This is a genomic window from Lelliottia wanjuensis (assembly GCF_030238365.1).
Lineage (GTDB): Bacteria > Pseudomonadota > Gammaproteobacteria > Enterobacterales > Enterobacteriaceae > Enterobacter > Enterobacter wanjuensis.
In genome coordinates this window covers 25,363-42,544 of the sequence record NZ_JASSOT010000068.1, presented here as the reverse complement: position 1 = coordinate 42,544, position 17,182 = coordinate 25,363, and the positions used below count along the sequence as shown (strand labels likewise).

Below are 17,182 nucleotides of genomic sequence, written 5' to 3'. Positions count from 1 at the left end.
AGGATGTCGCAATGTCGGTCTCTAAAAAACCTATGGTACTGGTGATTCTGGATGGTTATGGCTATCGCGAAGACAGCCAGGATAACGCCATTTTCAACGCTAAAACCCCGGTCATGGATGCGCTGTGGGCAAAACGTCCGCATACCCTGATTGACGCTTCAGGCCTGGAAGTGGGCCTGCCAGACCGTCAGATGGGCAACTCCGAAGTTGGACACGTCAACCTGGGCGCGGGTCGTATCGTTTATCAGGACCTGACCCGTCTGGACGTTGAAATTAAAGAACGGACTTTCTTCACCAACCCAACGCTGACTGGCGCGGTGGATAAAGCGGTGAAAGCCGGTAAAGCCGTTCACATCATGGGTCTGCTCTCTGCCGGTGGCGTTCACAGCCACGAAGATCACATCCTGGCGATGGTTGAGATGGCAGCCGAGCGCGGCGCAGAAAAAATCTATCTGCACGCTTTCCTCGACGGTCGCGACACCCCGCCGCGCAGCGCGAAATCGTCCCTGCAAACTTTCGAAGATAAATTTGCTGAACTGGGCAAAGGCCGCGTGGCGTCCATCATTGGCCGCTACTTCGCCATGGACCGCGACAACCGTTGGGATCGCGTTGAACAAGCTTACGACCTGATGACTCAGGCGAAAGGCGAATTCCAGTTTGATACCGCGGTTGAAGGTCTGGAAGCCGCTTACGCGCGCGACGAAAACGACGAATTCGTGAAAGCGACCGTGATCCGCGCTGAAGGCCAGGCCGACGCCGCGATGGAAGATGGCGATGCGCTGATCTTCATGAACTTCCGCGCTGACCGTGCTCGTGAAATTACCCGCGCTTTCGTGAACAGCGATTTCGACGGTTTTGCTCGCAAGAAAGTTGTGAACCTCGACTTCATCATGCTGACCGAATACGCCGCAGACATCAAAGTGCCTTGCGCGTATCCACCAGCATCGCTCGCCAACACCTTCGGCGAGTGGATGGCGAAGAACGATAAAACTCAGCTGCGTATCTCCGAAACCGAGAAATATGCGCACGTGACTTTCTTCTTCAACGGTGGCGTAGAAGAGCCGTTCAAAGGCGAAGATCGCATTCTGATCAACTCCCCGAAAGTGGCGACCTACGATCTGCAGCCGGAAATGAGCTCCGCTGAGCTGACTGAAAAACTGGTCGCGGCGATCAAGAGCGGCAAGTACGACACCATCATCTGTAACTACCCGAACGGCGACATGGTCGGTCATACGGGCGTGATGGAAGCGGCGGTGAAAGCGGTTGAAGCCCTGGATCACTGCGTTGATGAAGTGACCAAAGCGGTAGAAGAAGTCGGCGGCCAGCTGCTGATTACGGCTGACCACGGCAACGCAGAACAGATGCGCGATCCGTCTACCGGCCAAGCACATACGGCGCATACCAACCTGCCGGTTCCGCTGATCTACGTGGGTGAGAAATCTCTGAAAGCAGTGGAAGGCGGCAAGCTTTCCGACATCGCGCCGACCATGTTGACGCTGATGGGCATGGAAATCCCGCAAGAGATGACTGGCAAGCCGCTGTTCATCGTGGAATAATCCCTCCCCATGAGGGGAAAGGCGATTTTTTCAATCACATGGGTCGTGAAACCGTTACGGTTATCAGTCAGGCCCCTGCTTTACGCCAGCGCACTCAGCGCTGGCGTATTGCTGTGCGCCGCATCCGCCCACGCTGACGATCGCGATCAGCTCAAATCGATTCAGGCCGATATCGCCGCCAAAGAGCGCGCGGTACGCCAGCAGCAACAACAACGCTCCTCTCTGCTCGCGCAGTTAAAGCAGCAGGAAGAGGCGATCTCCGCCGCCGCGCGCAAACTGCGCGAAACCCAGAACACCCTCGCCGTGCTGAATAAGCAAATCGATGAAATGAACGCGTCGATTGCCAAACTGGAGCTCCAGCGAGCCAGCCAGGAACGCAATCTAGCGGCACAGCTCGACGCTGCGTTTCGTCAGGGTGAGCATACGGGCATCCAGCTGATCCTCAGCGGGGAAGAGAGCCAGCGCGGACAGCGCCTGCAGGCCTATTTTGGCTATCTGAACCAGGCTCGCCAGGAGACCATCGCGCAGCTCAAACAGACGCGGGAAGAGGTCACTTCGCAGAAAGCCGAGCTGGAAGAGAAGCAGAGCCAGCAGCAAACTCTGCTTTACGATCAGCAGGCCCAGCAGGCGAAGCTGGAACAGGCGCGGAACGAACGTAAGAAAACCCTCTCCGGCCTGGAATCTTCCATTCAGGAAGGCCAGACGCAGCTGGGCGAAATGCGCGCCAACGAATCCAAACTACGCAACTCTATTGCCCGCGCCGAAGCGGCCGCCAAAGCGCGCGCCGAAAAAGAGGCGCGCGACGCGCAGGCCGTGAAAGACCGCCAACAGGAAGCGTCCCGTAAAGGCTCAACCTATAAACCGACAGAAAGCGAGCGCTCGCTCATCTCACGTACCGGCGGTCTGGGTGCGCCACGCGGACAAGCCTTCTGGCCGGTTCGCGGCTCAATCTTGCATCGCTATGGCGAACAGCTGCAGGGTGAGCTACGTTGGAAGGGTATCGTGATCGGCGCGTCGGAAGGCAGCGAAGTTAAAGCGATCGCCGATGGCCGCGTGATCCTCGCCGACTGGCTGCAGGGTTACGGACTGGTGGTGGTGGTTGAGCACGGGAAAGGCGACATGAGTCTTTACGGCTACAACCAAAGTGCGCTGGTCAGCGTCGGTACACAGGTCCGCGCAGGACAACCTATCGCCCTTGTGGGCAGTAGTGGCGGTCAGGGCCGCCCGTCACTCTATTTCGAAATTCGTCGCCAGGGTCAGGCGGTCAATCCACAGCCGTGGTTGGGAAGATAAGTTTTGCTTCAATTTCGTCGTCTTGTTCTCTCCGTCGTCAGTGCACTGGCGCTGGCTTCACCGGTTTACGCAGGCAAATTAGCGATCGTCATTGATGACTTTGGCTATCGTCCGCACAACGAAAATCAGGTGCTGGCGATGCCGTCGGCCATCTCCGTCGCCGTCTTACCTAATGCCCCGCACGCGCGTGAAATGGCGACCAAAGCCCACAACAGCGGGCATGAAGTCCTCATCCACCTGCCGATGGCTCCCCTGAGCAAACAGCCGCTGGAAAAAGACACCCTGCGCCCGGATATGAGCAGCGACGAGATCGAGCGCATCATCCGCGACGCCTATGGCAAAGTGCCGTTTGCGGTCGGGCTGAACAACCACATGGGCAGCGCGATGACCTCCAGCCTGTTCGGGATGCAGAAAGTGATGCAGGCGCTGGAGCGCTACAATCTCTACTTCCTCGACAGTATGACCATCGGCAACAGCCAGTCGATGCGCGCCGCGCAGGGCACTGGCGTGAAGGTGATTAAGCGCAAAGTGTTCCTCGATGACACGCAGAATGAAGCCGATATCCGTTTCCAGTTTAACCGCGCTGTAAAACTTGCTCAGCGTACCGGTTCGGCGATCGCCATTGGGCACCCGCATCCGTCAACGGTCCGCGTATTGCAGCAGATGCTGCCGACACTGCCTTCGGACATCACGCTGGTGCGCCCGAGCGATCTCCTGAACGAGCCGCAGGTGGACACCTCACGACCAGACAACTCCACGCCGCCAGGCAGCAACCCCCGCACGGAGCCGAAAAATCCGTTCCGCGGCGTGCAGGTTTGCAAACCGAAACAGCCGCCAGAACCGGTCTACGCAACCCGATTCTTCACAGTGATAGGTGAGAGTGTGAGCCAAAGCTCGCTGGTGACTTACCTCCAGCACCAGTGGCAGGGTTGGGGTAAGAAAGCGTAAGGCTTATTCAGTAAGATGAGAGTCCGCTGTTTTATTTGCCGCGGACTCTTTTTTATCCTGATGCTGATACCAGGCTTTGAAATACTTCAGGAAGCTATAGGACGTGGCATACAGACCCGTCACCACCCCCACTTTCCCCTGTCGCCAGGCACCGCTGAAAAGATACCATTTGAAGAACGCGCCGATACCGCTGATGATTCCGCGCCCAATCGAAGGACGCACGTTCTGGTGTTTCACCAGCCGCGACGTGTAGCTGTTCAGCTTATTAAAGACTTCATGAAGATTGTAGAAGGTGTCGTGGCGAACACGCCCTGGCATTTTGATCGCCTGAAGCGCGCCCTCCACTTTGTCATCCACCGGGCGGTGATTAAACCGGGCGTGAGTGCGATTAAACAGACGCACCGGGAAATCCGGGGATGAAATGGGATAGAGGGTCCGGACTTCTTCACCCAGCACATGCCAGTAGCGCGCAATACGCCAGGCCTGGTTTGCCGCAGGCTCTTCGCTCGCTTTGAGCGCCAGAATAAAATCGACTGTTTCAGCGTCGAGGATCTCATCGCTGTCCATGCACAGCACCCAGTCGTTGCTCGCCAGATCAATTGCATGATTCATCTGCGCACCATGCATCGCATACGGGTGATAGTGAGGAGAGAGGCCGTATTCCCGGCAGATATTGAGTGTGGCATCCGTGCTTCCTGAATCCACCACGACGAATTCATCCGCCACCGCGAGAAGCGGCGGAAGCACTTCACGCAGCAGACGTGCGGAGTTACAGGTCAATAAACAAACGGTAAGCTTGAACATAGGCGCTGTAAAAGTAAACGAAACTTAAACAGACTTTATAAGCGTGTGGGTAAAAAAGCGAAGTAAAAATCGAAATAATCCGATTGCGGATGCCAGAAGTGTGAAAGAAACGAAAAAAAAGCGCCCGCAGGCGCTTCAACTGTTAATCCCAGCTCAGGATCACTTTCCCTGACTGGCCCGAGCGCATCGCGTCGAAGCCTTTCTGGAAATCATCAATGCCGAAATGGTGGGTAATGATCGGCGACAGGTCCAGACCGGACTGGATCAGCGCTGCCATTTTGTACCAGGTTTCAAACATCTCACGGCCATAAATGCCTTTGATGAACAAGCCTTTAAAGATGACTTTGTTCCAGTCGATGGACATATCTGACGGCGGAATACCCAGCATGGCGATGCGGCCACCGTGGTTCATGGTGTCGAGCATGGTACGGAACGCTGGCGGCGCGCCGGACATTTCCAGGCCCACGTCAAAACCTTCGGTCATACCGAGTTCGTTCATCACGTCGCTCAGGTTCTCTTTCGAGACATCCACCGCGCGGGTCACGCCCATTTTACGCGCCAGAGACAGACGGTATTCGTTCACGTCGGTGATCACGACGTTGCGCGCCCCCACGTGTTTTGCCACCGCCGCAGCCATGATGCCGATTGGACCCGCGCCGGAGACCAGCACGTCTTCGCCGACCAGGTCGAACGACAGCGCCGTGTGAACCGCGTTACCGAACGGGTCGAAGATAGACGCCAGATCGTCAGAGATATTGTCCGGGATTTTGAAGGCGTTGAACGCCGGGATCACCAGATACTCGGCGAAACAGCCCGGGCGGTTCACGCCCACGCCCACGGTGTTGCGACACAGATGCGTGCGACCGCCGCGACAGTTACGGCAGTGACCGCAGGTGATATGCCCTTCACCGGAGACACGATCGCCGATCTTAAAGCCCTTCACTTCCTGGCCGATACCGACCACTTCGCCGACGTATTCATGGCCGACAACCATCGGAACCGGAATGGTTTTTTGCGACCACTGATCCCAGTTGTAGATGTGAACGTCCGTGCCGCAAATCGCGGTTTTACGAATTTTGATCAGCAGATCGTTATGACCGACTTCCGGCTCCGGCACGTCGGTCATCCAAATCCCTTCTTCCGCTTTCAGTTTGGATAACGCTTTCATCACACGTCCTCAGGCAATCACGCCCAGTTGTTTGCCGATGCGGGTAAAGGCTGCCACCGCACGCTCAATTTGTTCAGGCGAATGCGCCGCAGACATCTGGGTGCGAATACGCGCCTGACCTTTTGGCACCACCGGGAAGAAGAACCCGGTGACGTAAATCCCCTCTTTTTGCAGCTCGCGGGCAAAGTTTTGCGCCACCACCGCGTCGCCCAGCATTACCGGGATAATCGCGTGATCGGCCCCGGCTAGCGTAAAGCCTGCTGCGGTCATTTTTTCACGGAACAGACGGGCGTTGGTCCACAGGCGATCGCGCAGCTCAGCGCCCGACTCCACCATCTCCAGCACTTTGATGGAGGCAGAGACAATCGCCGGGGCCAGAGAGTTAGAGAACAGATACGGACGGGAGCGCTGACGCAGCCACTCAACCACTTCCTTGCGCGCCGCGGTATAGCCACCGGATGCGCCGCCGAGCGCTTTGCCAAGCGTACCGGTGATGATGTCCACGCGGCCCATTACGTCGCAATATTCGTGGGAACCGCGACCGTTCTCACCGACAAAACCGACGGCGTGTGAGTCATCGACCATCACCAGCGCATCGTATTTGTCAGCCAGGTCGCACACGCCTTTCAGGTTGGCGATCACGCCGTCCATGGAGAACACGCCGTCGGTGGCGATCAGTACGTGACGAGCGCCCGCTTCGCGCGCCTCTTTCAGACGCGCTTCCAGCTCCTGCATATCGTTGTTGGCGTAGCGGAAACGCTTCGCTTTACACAGACGCACGCCGTCGATGATCGAGGCATGGTTCAGGGCATCAGAGATAATCGCATCTTCCGCGCCCAGCAGAGTCTCGAACAGGCCGCCGTTGGCGTCGAAGCAGGAAGAGTAGAGAATCGCATCTTCCATCCCGAGGAACGCCGCCAGCTTGCTCTCAAGCTGTTTGTGGCTGTCCTGGGTGCCGCAGATGAAACGCACGGAGGCCATACCAAAACCGTGGGTGTCCATGCCGTTTTTGGCAGCGGCAATCAGCTCAGGGTGATTCGCAAGACCTAAGTAGTTGTTCGCGCAAAAGTTGATCACTTTGCTGCCATCAGCGACGGTGATGTCCGCCTGCTGCGCAGATGTGATAATACGTTCTTCTTTGAACAACCCTTCCGCGCGTGCGGTCTCCAGGTCGTTGTTTAACTGTTTGTAAAAATCACCACGCATTGCAATTCTCCAGACTCGGCAAATTTCGGCACATATTACCCAAACCTATACGTCGATACGAGATGACGCATCATCAGTTATCGTTTTTGCAGCATAAATCACGTGTACCCCTGCTGCATATCGGTGAATGGCTGAAGGGTCGCCATACTAATGATATGATATGAGTATTCGTGTTCGGGATCGTCCCCGGACGCCACACTACAAAGGTTACTGTTATGATCATCGTTACCGGCGGCGCGGGCTTTATCGGCAGCAATATTATCAAGGCCCTGAATGACAAAGGCATCACCGACATTCTGGTTGTCGACAACCTGAAAGACGGCACCAAGTTTGTGAACCTGGTCGATCTGAACATTGCTGACTACATGGATAAAGAAGACTTCCTTATCCAGATTATGGCAGGCGAAGAGTTCGGCGAGATCGAAGCCATCTTCCACGAAGGCGCCTGCTCTTCCACCACCGAGTGGGACGGCAAGTACATGATGGATAACAACTATCAGTACTCTAAAGAGGTTCTGCACTACTGCCTGGAGCGTGACATTCCGTTCCTGTACGCCTCTTCTGCCGCAACCTACGGCGGCCGTACCTCTGACTTTATTGAATCGCGCGAATACGAGCAGCCGCTGAACGTCTACGGTTACTCCAAATTCCTGTTCGACGAATATGTGCGTCAGATTCTGCCAGAAGCGAATTCCCAGATCGTCGGCTTCCGCTACTTCAACGTCTACGGACCGCGCGAAGGCCACAAAGGCAGCATGGCGAGCGTGGCATTCCACCTGAATACCCAGCTGAACAACGGCGAAAGCCCGAAACTGTTCGAAGGCAGCGATGGCTTCAAACGCGATTTCGTCTACGTGGGCGACGTGGCGGCTGTGAATCTGTGGTTCTGGGAAAACGGTGTCTCCGGCATCTTCAACCTCGGCACCGGTCGCGCGGAATCCTTCCAGGCTGTGGCCGATGCGGCGCTGGCTTACCATCAAAAAGGCAGCCTTGAGTACATTCCGTTCCCGGAAAAACTGAAAGGTCGCTACCAGGCGTTCACCCAGGCGGATCTGACTAACCTGCGTGCTGCGGGCTACGACAAGCCGTTCAAGACCGTTGCCGAAGGCGTGACGGAATATATGGCCTGGCTGAACCGCGACGCGTAATTATGAGGATTTTGGTGATCGGCCCGTCCTGGGTGGGCGACATGATGATGTCGCAAAGTCTCTATCGCACGCTCAAGGCGCGCTATCCCCAGGCGATAATCGACGTGATGGCACCCGCGTGGTGCCGTCCGCTGTTGTCGCGTATGCCGGAAGTCAACGAAGCGATCCCGATGCCGCTTGGCCACGGGGCGCTGGAAATTGGCGAACGCCGCAAGCTCGGGCACAGTCTGCGCGAGAAACGCTACGATCGCGCGTATGTCCTGCCGAACTCCTTTAAATCTGCCTTAGTGCCGTTCTTCGCTGGCGTGCCGCACCGTACCGGCTGGCGTGGCGAGATGCGCTACGGTCTGCTCAACGATGCGCGCGTGCTGGATAAAGCCGCCTGGCCGTTAATGGTCGAGCGTTACGTGGCCCTGGCGTACGACAAAGGCGTAATGCTCTCGGCGAAAGACCTGCCGCAGCCGCTGCTGTGGCCGCAGCTGCAGGTGCATGACGGCGAAAAATCGCAGACCTGTAACGCGTTTGGCCTGTCGGCTGAGCGCCCGATGATCGGCTTCTGCCCTGGCGCAGAGTTCGGTCCGGCAAAGCGCTGGCCGCACTATCACTACGCCGAGCTGGCAAAGCAACTGATCGACGAAGGCTATCAGGTTGTACTCTTCGGTTCAGCGAAAGATCACGAAGCGGGCAATGAAATCCTCGCCGCGCTGAGCAACGAACAGCAGGCCTGGTGCCGCAATCTGGCGGGTGAAACCCAGCTGGAGCAGGCGGTGATCCTGCTGGCAGCCTGTAAAGCGGTCGTCACTAACGATTCCGGCCTGATGCACGTCGCCGCTGCGCTGAACCGTCCGCTGGTCGCACTCTATGGACCAAGCAGCCCGGACTTCACGCCGCCGCTGTCCCATAAAGCGCGCGTGATTCGTTTGATCACCGGGTATCACAAAGTCCGCAAAGGCGATGCGGCAGAAGGCTATCATCAGAGTCTAATCGACATTACGCCGCAGCGTGTCCTCGATGAACTCAACGATCTGCTGTTGAACGATGAAGGATAACGAATGCGGGTCTTGATCGTAAAAACCTCTTCGATGGGCGATGTCCTGCATACGCTGCCGTCCCTGACGGATGCGATGCGCGCCATCCCCGGCATTCGTTTTGACTGGGTGGTGGAAGAGGGCTTCGCGCAAATCCCCACCTGGCATGAAGCGGTAGACCGCGTGATCCCGGTGGCGATTCGCCGCTGGCGCAAAGCCTGGTTTTCCGCGCCAATCAAAGCCGAGCGCAAAGCCTTTCGCGAGGCGGTTCAGGCTCAGCGCTACGATGCGATAATCGACGCCCAGGGGCTGGTCAAAAGCGCCGCACTGGTCACGCGTCTGGCGCACGGCGTCAAGCACGGTATGGACTGGCACAGCGCCCGCGAACCGCTGGCGAGCCTGTTCTATAACCGGCGCCATGCCATTGCTAAACAGCAGCACGCCGTTGAGCGCACACGTGAGCTGTTTGCGAAAAGTTTGGGTTATGGGAAACCTGACACTCAGGGCGATTACGCGATCTCGCAGCATTTCTTAACGGGATCGCCGCATGACGCTCAGCTCTATCTGATCTTCCTCCATGCCACGACGCGCGACGACAAGCACTGGCCAGAATCTCACTGGCGGGAGCTGATCGGCCTGCTCGGCAACGCAGGCGTGCGGATTAAACTCCCCTGGGGTGCCCCCCACGAAGAGGCGCGGGCCAAACGTCTGGCGGAAGGATTTGATTACGTCGAGGTTCTGCCGCGCATGAAACTCGATGGCGTCGCCCAACAGCTGGCGGGGGCGACCGCGGTCGTCTCCGTGGATACGGGGCTAAGCCACCTGACGGCAGCCCTCGATCGACCTAATATTACGCTTTACGGCCCAACCGATCCGGGCCTTATCGGCGGCTACGGAAAAAATCAAATTATCTGCCGCCCGGACCATTCATCGCAGCTGAGCGATCTCAGCGCCGCTGCGGTTTTTGCGCATTTAGAGCCTTTGCTGGCAGCAGAGAGAGCCTATGTCTGATTTTTTCTCAGCGGAGCGTCCGCCAAAACGCGTGCTGATCATCAAGCTGCGTCACCACGGTGACGTCCTGCTGACCTCACCGGTCTTTACCGTATTGAAAAAAAACTGGCCGGATGTGGAAGTCGATGCGCTGGTGTATGACGATACCCAGGCGATGCTCACCAGCCATCCGCATATCGATCAGGTGCATACCATTGGCCGAAACTGGCGCAAGCAAGGGTGGTTTGCACAACTCCGCCTGTATCGCGCGCTGGTCAATACGCTGAAAGCGCGTCATTACGACGTGCTGATTAATTTGACCGAACACTGGCACGGCGCGCGTCTGGCTCGTCGTCTGAAACCGCGCGTCTCCGTGGGCTTTAAGCCGGATAAGCGCAGCGGGCTGGCACGTCGTCGCTGGGTGAAGTCCTTCACGACTCTATATCCGGCGATTCAGGATAACAGCCGTCATATGGTGGAAGTGAACCTCGACGCCCTGCGTCGGATCGGGATTCACCCGCAACACGAAGAAGATAAGCATACGTTGTTTGTACCGGGCGATACGGCGGAAGCCTCAATTGCCGAAAAACTGGCCGGTTTCGGGCTTGCCAGCAAATCCTACATTCTGGTGCACCCGACATCACGCTGGATGTTCAAAGCCTGGGATATTAAAAAGCTCGCGGCGACCATCGACAACCTCGCCTCGCGCGGGCTACCGATTATCCTCTCCGCCGCCCCTTCGAAAGAAGAGACGGCGTACATGGATGAACTGCGTGCATCTCTCAGACAACCCGTGTTTGATTTAAGCGGGCAGCTCAATCTGAAAGAGCTGGGCGCGCTGATGAAACACGCCAGGATCTACTTCGGCGTCGATTCCATGCCAATGCACCTCGCCAGCGCCGTCGGCACACCGACCGTGGCCATCTTCGGCCCGACGGGTGCCATCAAATGGGCGCCGTGGGGCGTAAACTATCGTGTTATCACCGCCGGATTCACCTGTCAGCCGTGCGGCAAAGCGGGCTGCGGCGATGGCGGCGTGTCGGACTGCATCACGGCGATTACGCCTCAGCAGGTCCTGAGCGCCATTGATACGCTGCTGCTGGAATACCCGGCATGAAGCTGGCGATCGTCCGACAAACCTATAATCCCAATGGCGGCGCGGAGCGTTTTGTCTCCCGCGCGCTGAACGTCCTGGCGCAGGATACGGCGCTGAACGTGACGCTGATTGCCCGCCAGTGGGAAGATGCCGCGGGCTGGAACACGCTGACGGTGAATCCGCCATTTCGTAACCGCCTGAGCCGCGAATCCGGCTTTGCCGGGGCTGCCGCCGAGCAGTTTGCGCAGTTCGATATCGTGCAGAGCCATGAGCGAATTCCGGGCGCGACGATTTTCCGCGCAGGCGATGGCGTTCACGCCACCTGGCTTGAGCAATACAGCCGGATTTTGTCGCCGCTGGCGCGCTGGGCGCAGTCACTGAGCCGCTATCATCGCTATATTTTGCAGGCCGAAGCGCAGATGTTTACTCATCCGCAGCTGCGGAAAGTGATCTGTAATTCGAAGATGGTTCGCGACGATATCGCCCGTCGGTTTGCCCTGACGGACGACAAATTGACGGTGATTTATAACGGCGTCGATACCCAACATTTCTCGCCTGACGTGCGCGCGCAGTCCCAGCGCGATGCGTGGGGCATTCCGCACAGTGCGCCGGTGCTGGCGTATGTCGGTTCCGGTTTCAGCCGCAAGGGCGTTGCCACTGCCCTGCGCGCAATTGTGCCGCATCCTGACGTCTGGCTGGTGATCGCCGGGCGCGACAAGCACGCACGCAAATTCGAAAAACTGGCTCAGACACTCGGCGTGGCTTCACGCGTTCATTTTCTGGGTCCAGTCGCTGATGTGCGTCAGGTATACGGCACCGCGGATGCATTGATTCTGCCGACTCTTTACGATCCGTTCCCGAATGTCTGCGTCGAAGCGCTGGCCTGCGGCCTGCCGCTCATGACCAGCCATGGCTGCGGTGCGGCGGAATGGATCGAAGAGGGTACTAACGGTTGGGTACGTGATGCGCTGGACAGCAACGGCTATCAACAGGTGGTCGGCGAATGGCTTAAAGGCCGGAAACTGGGGCGGGACTATTCAGCAGCGGCGCGCGCCACTGCTGAGCCTTACACCCTGGAGAGAATGGCGAAAGAGCTACAGGCGCTCTATCGCGATCTCTTACGCTGAGCGGCATCGGAGAAGACCTTTTCCATCGCATCCAGCATGCATTCGCGTGTAAAATGGGCGCACAGGTAGTCATATCCCTGCTGCGCCAGCGTCTCGCGCAGATCCGCGTCGTCATACAGTTTTACTATCGCATCCTGAAGGGCGGATTCATCGCGCTGAGCAACCAATAATCCTGTCTGACCGTCAATTACCGCATCCGCCGTACCGCCTGCATCCGTGGCGATAGTCGCAATACGTGAGGCCAGGGACTGCAATACGCCCTGCGGCACGCCTTCCATATCGTGCGAAGGGCTGAGGGCAATATCAAACGCCGGGAACCAGCGCTCCGGATCGCTGCGATGCCCGGCCATTAGCACGCGCTGCTGTAACCCCAGACCTGTAATTTCCTGTTCAAGCGTCGCCTTGTGTGGCCCCTCACCGACGATCGCCAGCTTGATATGCGGGTTATCGATCTTCGCCAGGGCGCGCAACAATACGCTGTGGCCTTTGTTAGGACGCAGATGCGAGACCACCCCGAGCCAGAAATCATCCTGTGACAAACCGCAGTGCTCGCGAGCCTGTTGCTTATCGGCAGGATGAAAACGCTGAGTGTCCACACCGCTTGGCACCGAGGTGCTCTGCGCCATCGGCACGCCAATATCCGCCACCTGATGGCGAAGCGCTTCACCCGTGGTCACAATGTGGGCACAGGCTTTGCGAAACAGCCAGCGGGTAGTCCAGTTGTTGCGCGGTACGCCGGATGCATGACGGGTACGCACCAGTGGGACAGGACTCGATAGCGTCAGATTGGCGAGTGCCACCAGCCAGGTATCGGCAGAATTGTGACTATTGATGACATCAATAGAGCGACGATTGGTTTTTATCCAGCTACGCAGCAACAGCAGATTTTTGAGGTTTTTTCGCCTCAGCGGCATTGTCACCACCGTCAGCCCGGCTTCACGGGCAAGAGCATGCAGCGGTGCGGTTTCCGGACACAAAATTGTCACCTGATGGCCGCGATCAATAAGGCCTAGCGATTCGTTGATAATGCGAAGAGGTTGCCCGCCTTTGCCACCGTCTGCTTCAGTGTGAACAATATGCATACATTTCCTGTTAATGGGCCGAAATCGAACTTTTCCTGCATTATATACATTGCCAGCCGCAGAATGCACAAAGTCAGCATTCGCCTGAAGTCTTGGATTATTCTTGCTTACAAACATTGTCCTTCTGTAGTTAAGTCATCTGTGGTACTTTTCTCTCGCTTTTATTCCCATCGGAACTCCGTGGAATTATCGTATAGCACTGTTAACTAACCGGTATAAAAGCCTAAATCCTTAACCAGTACCATAAATATGACAAATATTCGCAACATCCTGACGGGCCTTTTAGTACCGGCTGTACTGGCTTTGTGTTTTGTCTGGCCAATCCCGAATGACCAGCTTCCTTTTCACCGCAATGGCCTGATCTATCCCATCGTCGCAGTTGCACTGGGTCTCTTTTTTAGCTCAGCCTCGGCCAGAAAAAATCTTGACCTAAGCAAAATCAAGTTCGTTCTCATTGCAATATGGGTGTTAACCTTCTTTATCCTGATTAACGGCTTTTTTGTCGCGCCAGATATTAAAGAGATGGTTTCCACCTGGGACGGACAATGGTTGCGCCCGGTATTACTTTTCTGCGCGGGTCTGGTGCTATTGCCAGCCATTCAAAGCCAGTATCCCTCTATTTCTGCAGCGCGCTATTTCACCCTGATTGTGCTCTTTTTCTGGGGGGTCGTCTGTATCCATTTACTGGATACCATCTGGCTTTACTGGCGCGACGGAGTGATTCACTGGGGTGAAACGCGGATTGTTTACAACCGCACGCGCATGAGTTTCCAGGTAAACATGATCACCGGTTTCCTGCTTGCAGAATTACTGGCGCGCGGCCTACTGCATCAGCGCTTTTTACGCCTGAAGACCCCATTCCTGGCCTTCATGCTGCTCTGTAATCTGATCTGTACCGCACTGGTTGATACCCGCTGGGGCACCATCGGTCTTGTCGGCAGCTTATTCTCTACTTTTGTGCTGCTGAGCCTGCACAGCATGCGCCGCAGTCGGGTGGTGTTAACGGGTGGAATTCTGCTGGGTATCTTTATCGCTTCAGCGTTACTCGGCTATGCGTCATGGAAAACCGATCCGCGCTGGCAGAGTCTGGAAACCGACGCGATTACAGGTTGGAATGCACCTTTTACCAGTTTCTGCTACAACAAAACGAACGGGACTGTGCCACGCAATGAATTGGGCCGCCCAATGAACCATTCTAACGGCTGTCGCGCCAGCTTCTTCCATCAGGGTTGGAAACTGGTCGCTGAACATCCTTTAGGTATGGGGCCGCGCAAAGAGGCGTTCCGCTACGTGCTGCGCCGCGATACCCAGGATAACCGGATTAATATTCCGCACAGCCATTACGGCCTGATTGAGTTTGGCATCCAGAATGGATTTGCCGGGATTGCAGGCTGGCTGATCTTGCTGGCTGGCTGCTGGTACGTTGGATGGCGTGAATTCCGTCACGGTAACACTATGGTAGGGATGTTCTTGTTACTGTTTACTATCGGTTTCTTCTCCAGAACCATGGTCGATCACAACCTGAAAGACCACTATCTGGAGCAATACCTCCTCTTGACCGGGCTGCTGATCGGGATGTGCGCGTTACGGCCGACCAAAGCAGATGAAACCCTATCCTGAGTCACTAGACCGCGCGCCGAAGCTAATCCGCCTCGGCGCGCTCATATCGAACTCTTTAGCCTGTCGGCTGTCGAATTGCCATCGAACGTTAGGGTTGAACACGTTGATTGCTGCCGCAGCGCGGAATAATACGGAGTATGCATGTCTGGAACGCCTCAATTAAGCCTCGTTGTCGCTGTTTATAACGGCGAATCCTTCCTGAGCGCTTTTTTTGACAGCATTAAGAAGCAGAACCTGGAAAGTCTGGAACTGATCGTCGTCAATGACGGTTCTACGGATGGTTCTGCGGAAATTATCGCGAGCTACGCCAGCGAATTTAGCGATTTTCAGGTGATTGTTCAGCCCAACGGCGGCGTCTCCGCAGCGCGTAATACCGGTCTTGCGGTCGCGAAAGGGGAGTATGTCGCTTTCCCGGATATCGACGATGTTATCTATCCAGGCATGTATCCGCGCCTGCTGGAGATCGCCTATGCCGGTAATCTTGACGTCGCCACCTGCAACGGGACCTATATCTATGATGATGGTCGTCCGTCGAAGAAAATTTTCCCGTCTGACAAACTGACCTCCACTGGCGTTCTGGACGGGCCGACCTGGCTGCAAATGGCGCTGGAATCACGCAAGTTCTTGCACGTGACCTGGCTGAATATCTATCGCCATGCCTTTCTCAAAGAACAAGGTTTTACCTTCGAGCACGGCCTACGCCATCAGGATATCCCGTGGACGACAGAAGTATTGCTGACCGCCAAACGCGTTCAGTATGTGGATGAAGTCTTTTATGATTATCTGATTCACTCGGCGTCGGTTTCCCATACGCCAGGTACTGACGATACGCGGATGCGCTCGTCTCGCCACTATATGAAAATACTGGAGATGCTGGAGGCTATTAATCTGCGCCATCCGGAACAGGTTAAGCGTGTTCCTGCCTGTCACTGGCAGATCGCCAAAGAGGGTTTGGGGATCCTGCATAGCATCAACAACATCCAGGATATGGCGAAAAAACGCGAGATCACCCAGGAGCTGTTCGATCGCGGTATCTGGTCAATGATCTGGAAAAATGCGCGTGGCTTACGTCAACGCTGGCGTCTGGGACGTCGCTACTTTCGTCTTAAAAAAATTCTCGGCTAACGGACATGATGAGTAAACTCAAACTACACGCGGTTTCCCGCGCTGATTTTATTGCTAAAAACTATGCTGACTTCCAGACATTGCTGGATAACCGCGTAAATCCGGATAGCATTCCTGAACGTTTCTATTGCGGAGGTCGCGGCGGCTGGACTTTCCAGACCACCCTGGCGCTTAAACACTATTACGGCGACGATATTGAGTGCTCATTTGGCTCAGAGTGTCGGGCAGATGCCATCAACCTGATGCACAACGATGACTTTGGCTCTCGCGTGAAGCCGTGGCGCGGTGTAACCGTGGTCGCTCGTGCCGATCGTCCACCGGTCATTGGCGCTGATGTCGTCGTCGATCAGAACCCGGAAGTCGACGGTCACAGTAATCGTATTTTCGTGCCGTACTGGCCGCAGCCTGGTGTGAAGCCCCGTGAACGCACGGATGAAACCGTCAAAACCGTGGCTTTCTTTGGGCGCGTAGACAGCTTCCCGGAAGCTTATCGCGAAGGCGATTTTAAACAGCGCCTGGCGGAGCAAGGCATCGAGCTGCGCATCTCATTTGATAACTGGACGAACTACCAGGACGTGGATGTTTGTATCAGTTTCCGTAAATCTCACGATCATAAACTTGCCCGCAAACCCGCCAGTAAGCTGATTAATAACTGGCTGGGCAAGACGGTAATGGTCTGTGACGACGAACCCTCTTACCGCGCAATTCGCGAAAGCGAGCTGGATTACCTGATTGCGAAAAACCCGGATGAGGCGTTCGAGGCTATTATGCGCTTAAAAAATTCTCCTGAGCTGTATCGTCAGATGCGTGAACAGGGTGATAAACGTCTGCAGGTCTATTCCCGCGAGGCGGTCGCCGCGCGCTGGTATGCCCTGTTTCAGGATACCTGGCGTAAAGGATTGCACACTCGCCCCACACTGGTTCGCGCGCTGCGCTTTGGATTTGGTAAAGCCATTCGTCCGCTGACTAAAAAGTTCTGAGTTGGATTGAG

15 protein-coding genes are annotated in these 17,182 nt (G+C 56.1%); 11 read left to right on the top strand and 4 right to left on the bottom strand.

Translation table 11 applies throughout. The annotated features are described in order from the left end of the window. Positions 1–11 precede the first annotated feature (11 nt). Genes gpmM through QQF33_RS20715 form a run of 3 tightly spaced genes read left to right on the top strand, consistent with a single transcriptional unit; the run spans position 12 to position 3,797 of the window. Positions 12–1,556, top strand: a complete 1,545-nt coding sequence (gene gpmM, locus QQF33_RS20725; protein WP_282492033.1) for a 2,3-bisphosphoglycerate-independent phosphoglycerate mutase — start codon at positions 12–14, stop codon at positions 1,554–1,556. Between the two features lie 33 nt (positions 1,557–1,589). Further along, positions 1,590–2,849, top strand: a complete 1,260-nt coding sequence (gene envC / locus QQF33_RS20720) for a murein hydrolase activator EnvC (protein WP_282492114.1) — start codon at positions 1,590–1,592, stop codon at positions 2,847–2,849. A 3-nt stretch (positions 2,850–2,852) separates the two neighbouring features. Continuing rightward, entirely contained in the window at positions 2,853–3,797 is a 945-nt protein-coding gene (locus tag QQF33_RS20715) for a divergent polysaccharide deacetylase family protein (protein WP_285150993.1), read from the top strand. A 3-nt stretch (positions 3,798–3,800) separates the two neighbouring features. On the opposite strand, the gene QQF33_RS20710 is transcribed toward QQF33_RS20715, so the two are convergent. The 3 genes from QQF33_RS20710 to kbl all read right to left on the bottom strand — a co-directional run bounded on the left by QQF33_RS20710 (position 3,801) and on the right by kbl (position 6,975). Beyond that, positions 3,801–4,601, bottom strand: coding sequence for a glycosyltransferase family 2 protein (locus tag QQF33_RS20710; protein ID WP_285151001.1), 801 nt, complete (start codon positions 4,599–4,601; stop codon positions 3,801–3,803). Positions 4,602–4,743: 142 nt separating this feature from the next. After that, a complete protein-coding gene (gene tdh / locus QQF33_RS20705) occupies positions 4,744–5,769 on the bottom strand; it encodes an L-threonine 3-dehydrogenase (protein WP_285151003.1) in 1,026 nt (341 codons plus the stop codon). Positions 5,770–5,778: 9 nt separating this feature from the next. After that, on the bottom strand, positions 5,779–6,975 hold the full coding sequence (kbl, locus tag QQF33_RS20700; protein ID WP_285151004.1) for a glycine C-acetyltransferase: 1,197 nt from the start codon (positions 6,973–6,975) through the stop codon (positions 5,779–5,781). Between the two features lie 215 nt (positions 6,976–7,190). Between kbl and rfaD the strand changes: the two genes are divergently transcribed. Genes rfaD through QQF33_RS20675 form a run of 5 tightly spaced genes read left to right on the top strand, consistent with a single transcriptional unit; the run spans position 7,191 to position 12,364 of the window. Further along, positions 7,191–8,123: an ADP-glyceromanno-heptose 6-epimerase gene (gene rfaD / locus QQF33_RS20695; protein ID WP_285146205.1), complete on the top strand. Its 933-nt coding sequence runs from the start codon at positions 7,191–7,193 to the stop codon at positions 8,121–8,123. 2 nt (positions 8,124–8,125) lie between these two features. Next, the gene (gene rfaF / locus QQF33_RS20690; RefSeq protein ID WP_285151006.1) at positions 8,126–9,172 is read left to right on the top strand and encodes an ADP-heptose--LPS heptosyltransferase RfaF; all 1,047 of its coding nucleotides are present in this window, start codon (positions 8,126–8,128) and stop codon (positions 9,170–9,172) included. Positions 9,173–9,175: 3 nt separating this feature from the next. Beyond that, the gene (rfaC, locus tag QQF33_RS20685) at positions 9,176–10,162 is read left to right on the top strand and encodes a lipopolysaccharide heptosyltransferase RfaC (protein WP_285151007.1); all 987 of its coding nucleotides are present in this window, start codon (positions 9,176–9,178) and stop codon (positions 10,160–10,162) included. Continuing rightward, positions 10,155–11,258 (top strand): putative lipopolysaccharide heptosyltransferase III, encoded by a 1,104-nt coding sequence (gene rfaQ, locus QQF33_RS20680; protein ID WP_285151008.1) that lies wholly within the window; start codon positions 10,155–10,157, stop codon positions 11,256–11,258. The genes rfaC and rfaQ overlap by 8 nt, the downstream gene beginning before the upstream one ends. Further along, on the top strand, positions 11,255–12,364 hold the full coding sequence (locus QQF33_RS20675) for a glycosyltransferase family 4 protein (RefSeq protein WP_285151009.1): 1,110 nt from the start codon (positions 11,255–11,257) through the stop codon (positions 12,362–12,364). Before rfaQ ends, QQF33_RS20675 begins: the two co-directional genes overlap by 4 nt. Here the strand turns inward: QQF33_RS20675 and QQF33_RS20670 are convergent. Beyond that, the gene (locus QQF33_RS20670) at positions 12,343–13,446 is read right to left on the bottom strand and encodes a glycosyltransferase family 4 protein (protein ID WP_285151010.1); all 1,104 of its coding nucleotides are present in this window, start codon (positions 13,444–13,446) and stop codon (positions 12,343–12,345) included. The two genes, QQF33_RS20675 and QQF33_RS20670, sit on opposite strands and share 22 nt — an antisense overlap. A gap of 249 nt (positions 13,447–13,695) precedes the next feature. Between QQF33_RS20670 and QQF33_RS20665 the strand changes: the two genes are divergently transcribed. The 3 genes from QQF33_RS20665 to QQF33_RS20655 all read left to right on the top strand — a co-directional run bounded on the left by QQF33_RS20665 (position 13,696) and on the right by QQF33_RS20655 (position 17,171). Further along, positions 13,696–15,066, top strand: a complete 1,371-nt coding sequence (locus QQF33_RS20665) for an O-antigen ligase family protein (protein ID WP_285146212.1) — start codon at positions 13,696–13,698, stop codon at positions 15,064–15,066. Positions 15,067–15,207: 141 nt separating this feature from the next. Next, complete coding sequence (locus tag QQF33_RS20660; protein ID WP_285146213.1) at positions 15,208–16,191, top strand: glycosyltransferase; 984 nt, start codon at positions 15,208–15,210, stop codon at positions 16,189–16,191. 8 nt (positions 16,192–16,199) lie between these two features. After that, positions 16,200–17,171, top strand: a complete 972-nt coding sequence (locus QQF33_RS20655; RefSeq protein ID WP_285151013.1) for a glycosyltransferase family protein — start codon at positions 16,200–16,202, stop codon at positions 17,169–17,171. The last annotated feature ends 11 nt before the right edge of the window (positions 17,172–17,182 follow it).

Excerpts from the sequence above, each read along its gene's own strand:
- QQF33_RS20660 (WP_285146213.1), top strand. The coding sequence starts at position 15,208 with ATGTCTGGAACGCCTCAATTAAGCCTCGTTGTCGCTGTTTATAACGGC.
- gpmM (WP_282492033.1), top strand. The coding sequence starts at position 12 with ATGTCGGTCTCTAAAAAACCTATGGTACTGGTGATTCTGGATGGTTAT.
- QQF33_RS20655 (WP_285151013.1), top strand. The coding sequence starts at position 16,200 with ATGAGTAAACTCAAACTACACGCGGTTTCCCGCGCTGATTTTATTGCT.
- tdh (WP_285151003.1), bottom strand. The coding sequence starts at position 5,769 with ATGAAAGCGTTATCCAAACTGAAAGCGGAAGAAGGGATTTGGATGACC.
- QQF33_RS20665 (WP_285146212.1), top strand. The coding sequence starts at position 13,696 with ATGACAAATATTCGCAACATCCTGACGGGCCTTTTAGTACCGGCTGTA.
- QQF33_RS20675 (WP_285151009.1), top strand. The coding sequence starts at position 11,255 with ATGAAGCTGGCGATCGTCCGACAAACCTATAATCCCAATGGCGGCGCG.
- rfaC (WP_285151007.1), top strand. The coding sequence starts at position 9,176 with ATGCGGGTCTTGATCGTAAAAACCTCTTCGATGGGCGATGTCCTGCAT.
- QQF33_RS20710 (WP_285151001.1), bottom strand. The coding sequence starts at position 4,601 with ATGTTCAAGCTTACCGTTTGTTTATTGACCTGTAACTCCGCACGTCTG.
- rfaF (WP_285151006.1), top strand. The coding sequence starts at position 8,126 with ATGAGGATTTTGGTGATCGGCCCGTCCTGGGTGGGCGACATGATGATG.
- rfaD (WP_285146205.1), top strand. The coding sequence starts at position 7,191 with ATGATCATCGTTACCGGCGGCGCGGGCTTTATCGGCAGCAATATTATC.
- QQF33_RS20670 (WP_285151010.1), bottom strand. The coding sequence starts at position 13,446 with ATGCATATTGTTCACACTGAAGCAGACGGTGGCAAAGGCGGGCAACCT.
- rfaQ (WP_285151008.1), top strand. The coding sequence starts at position 10,155 with ATGTCTGATTTTTTCTCAGCGGAGCGTCCGCCAAAACGCGTGCTGATC.
- kbl (WP_285151004.1), bottom strand. The coding sequence starts at position 6,975 with ATGCGTGGTGATTTTTACAAACAGTTAAACAACGACCTGGAGACCGCA.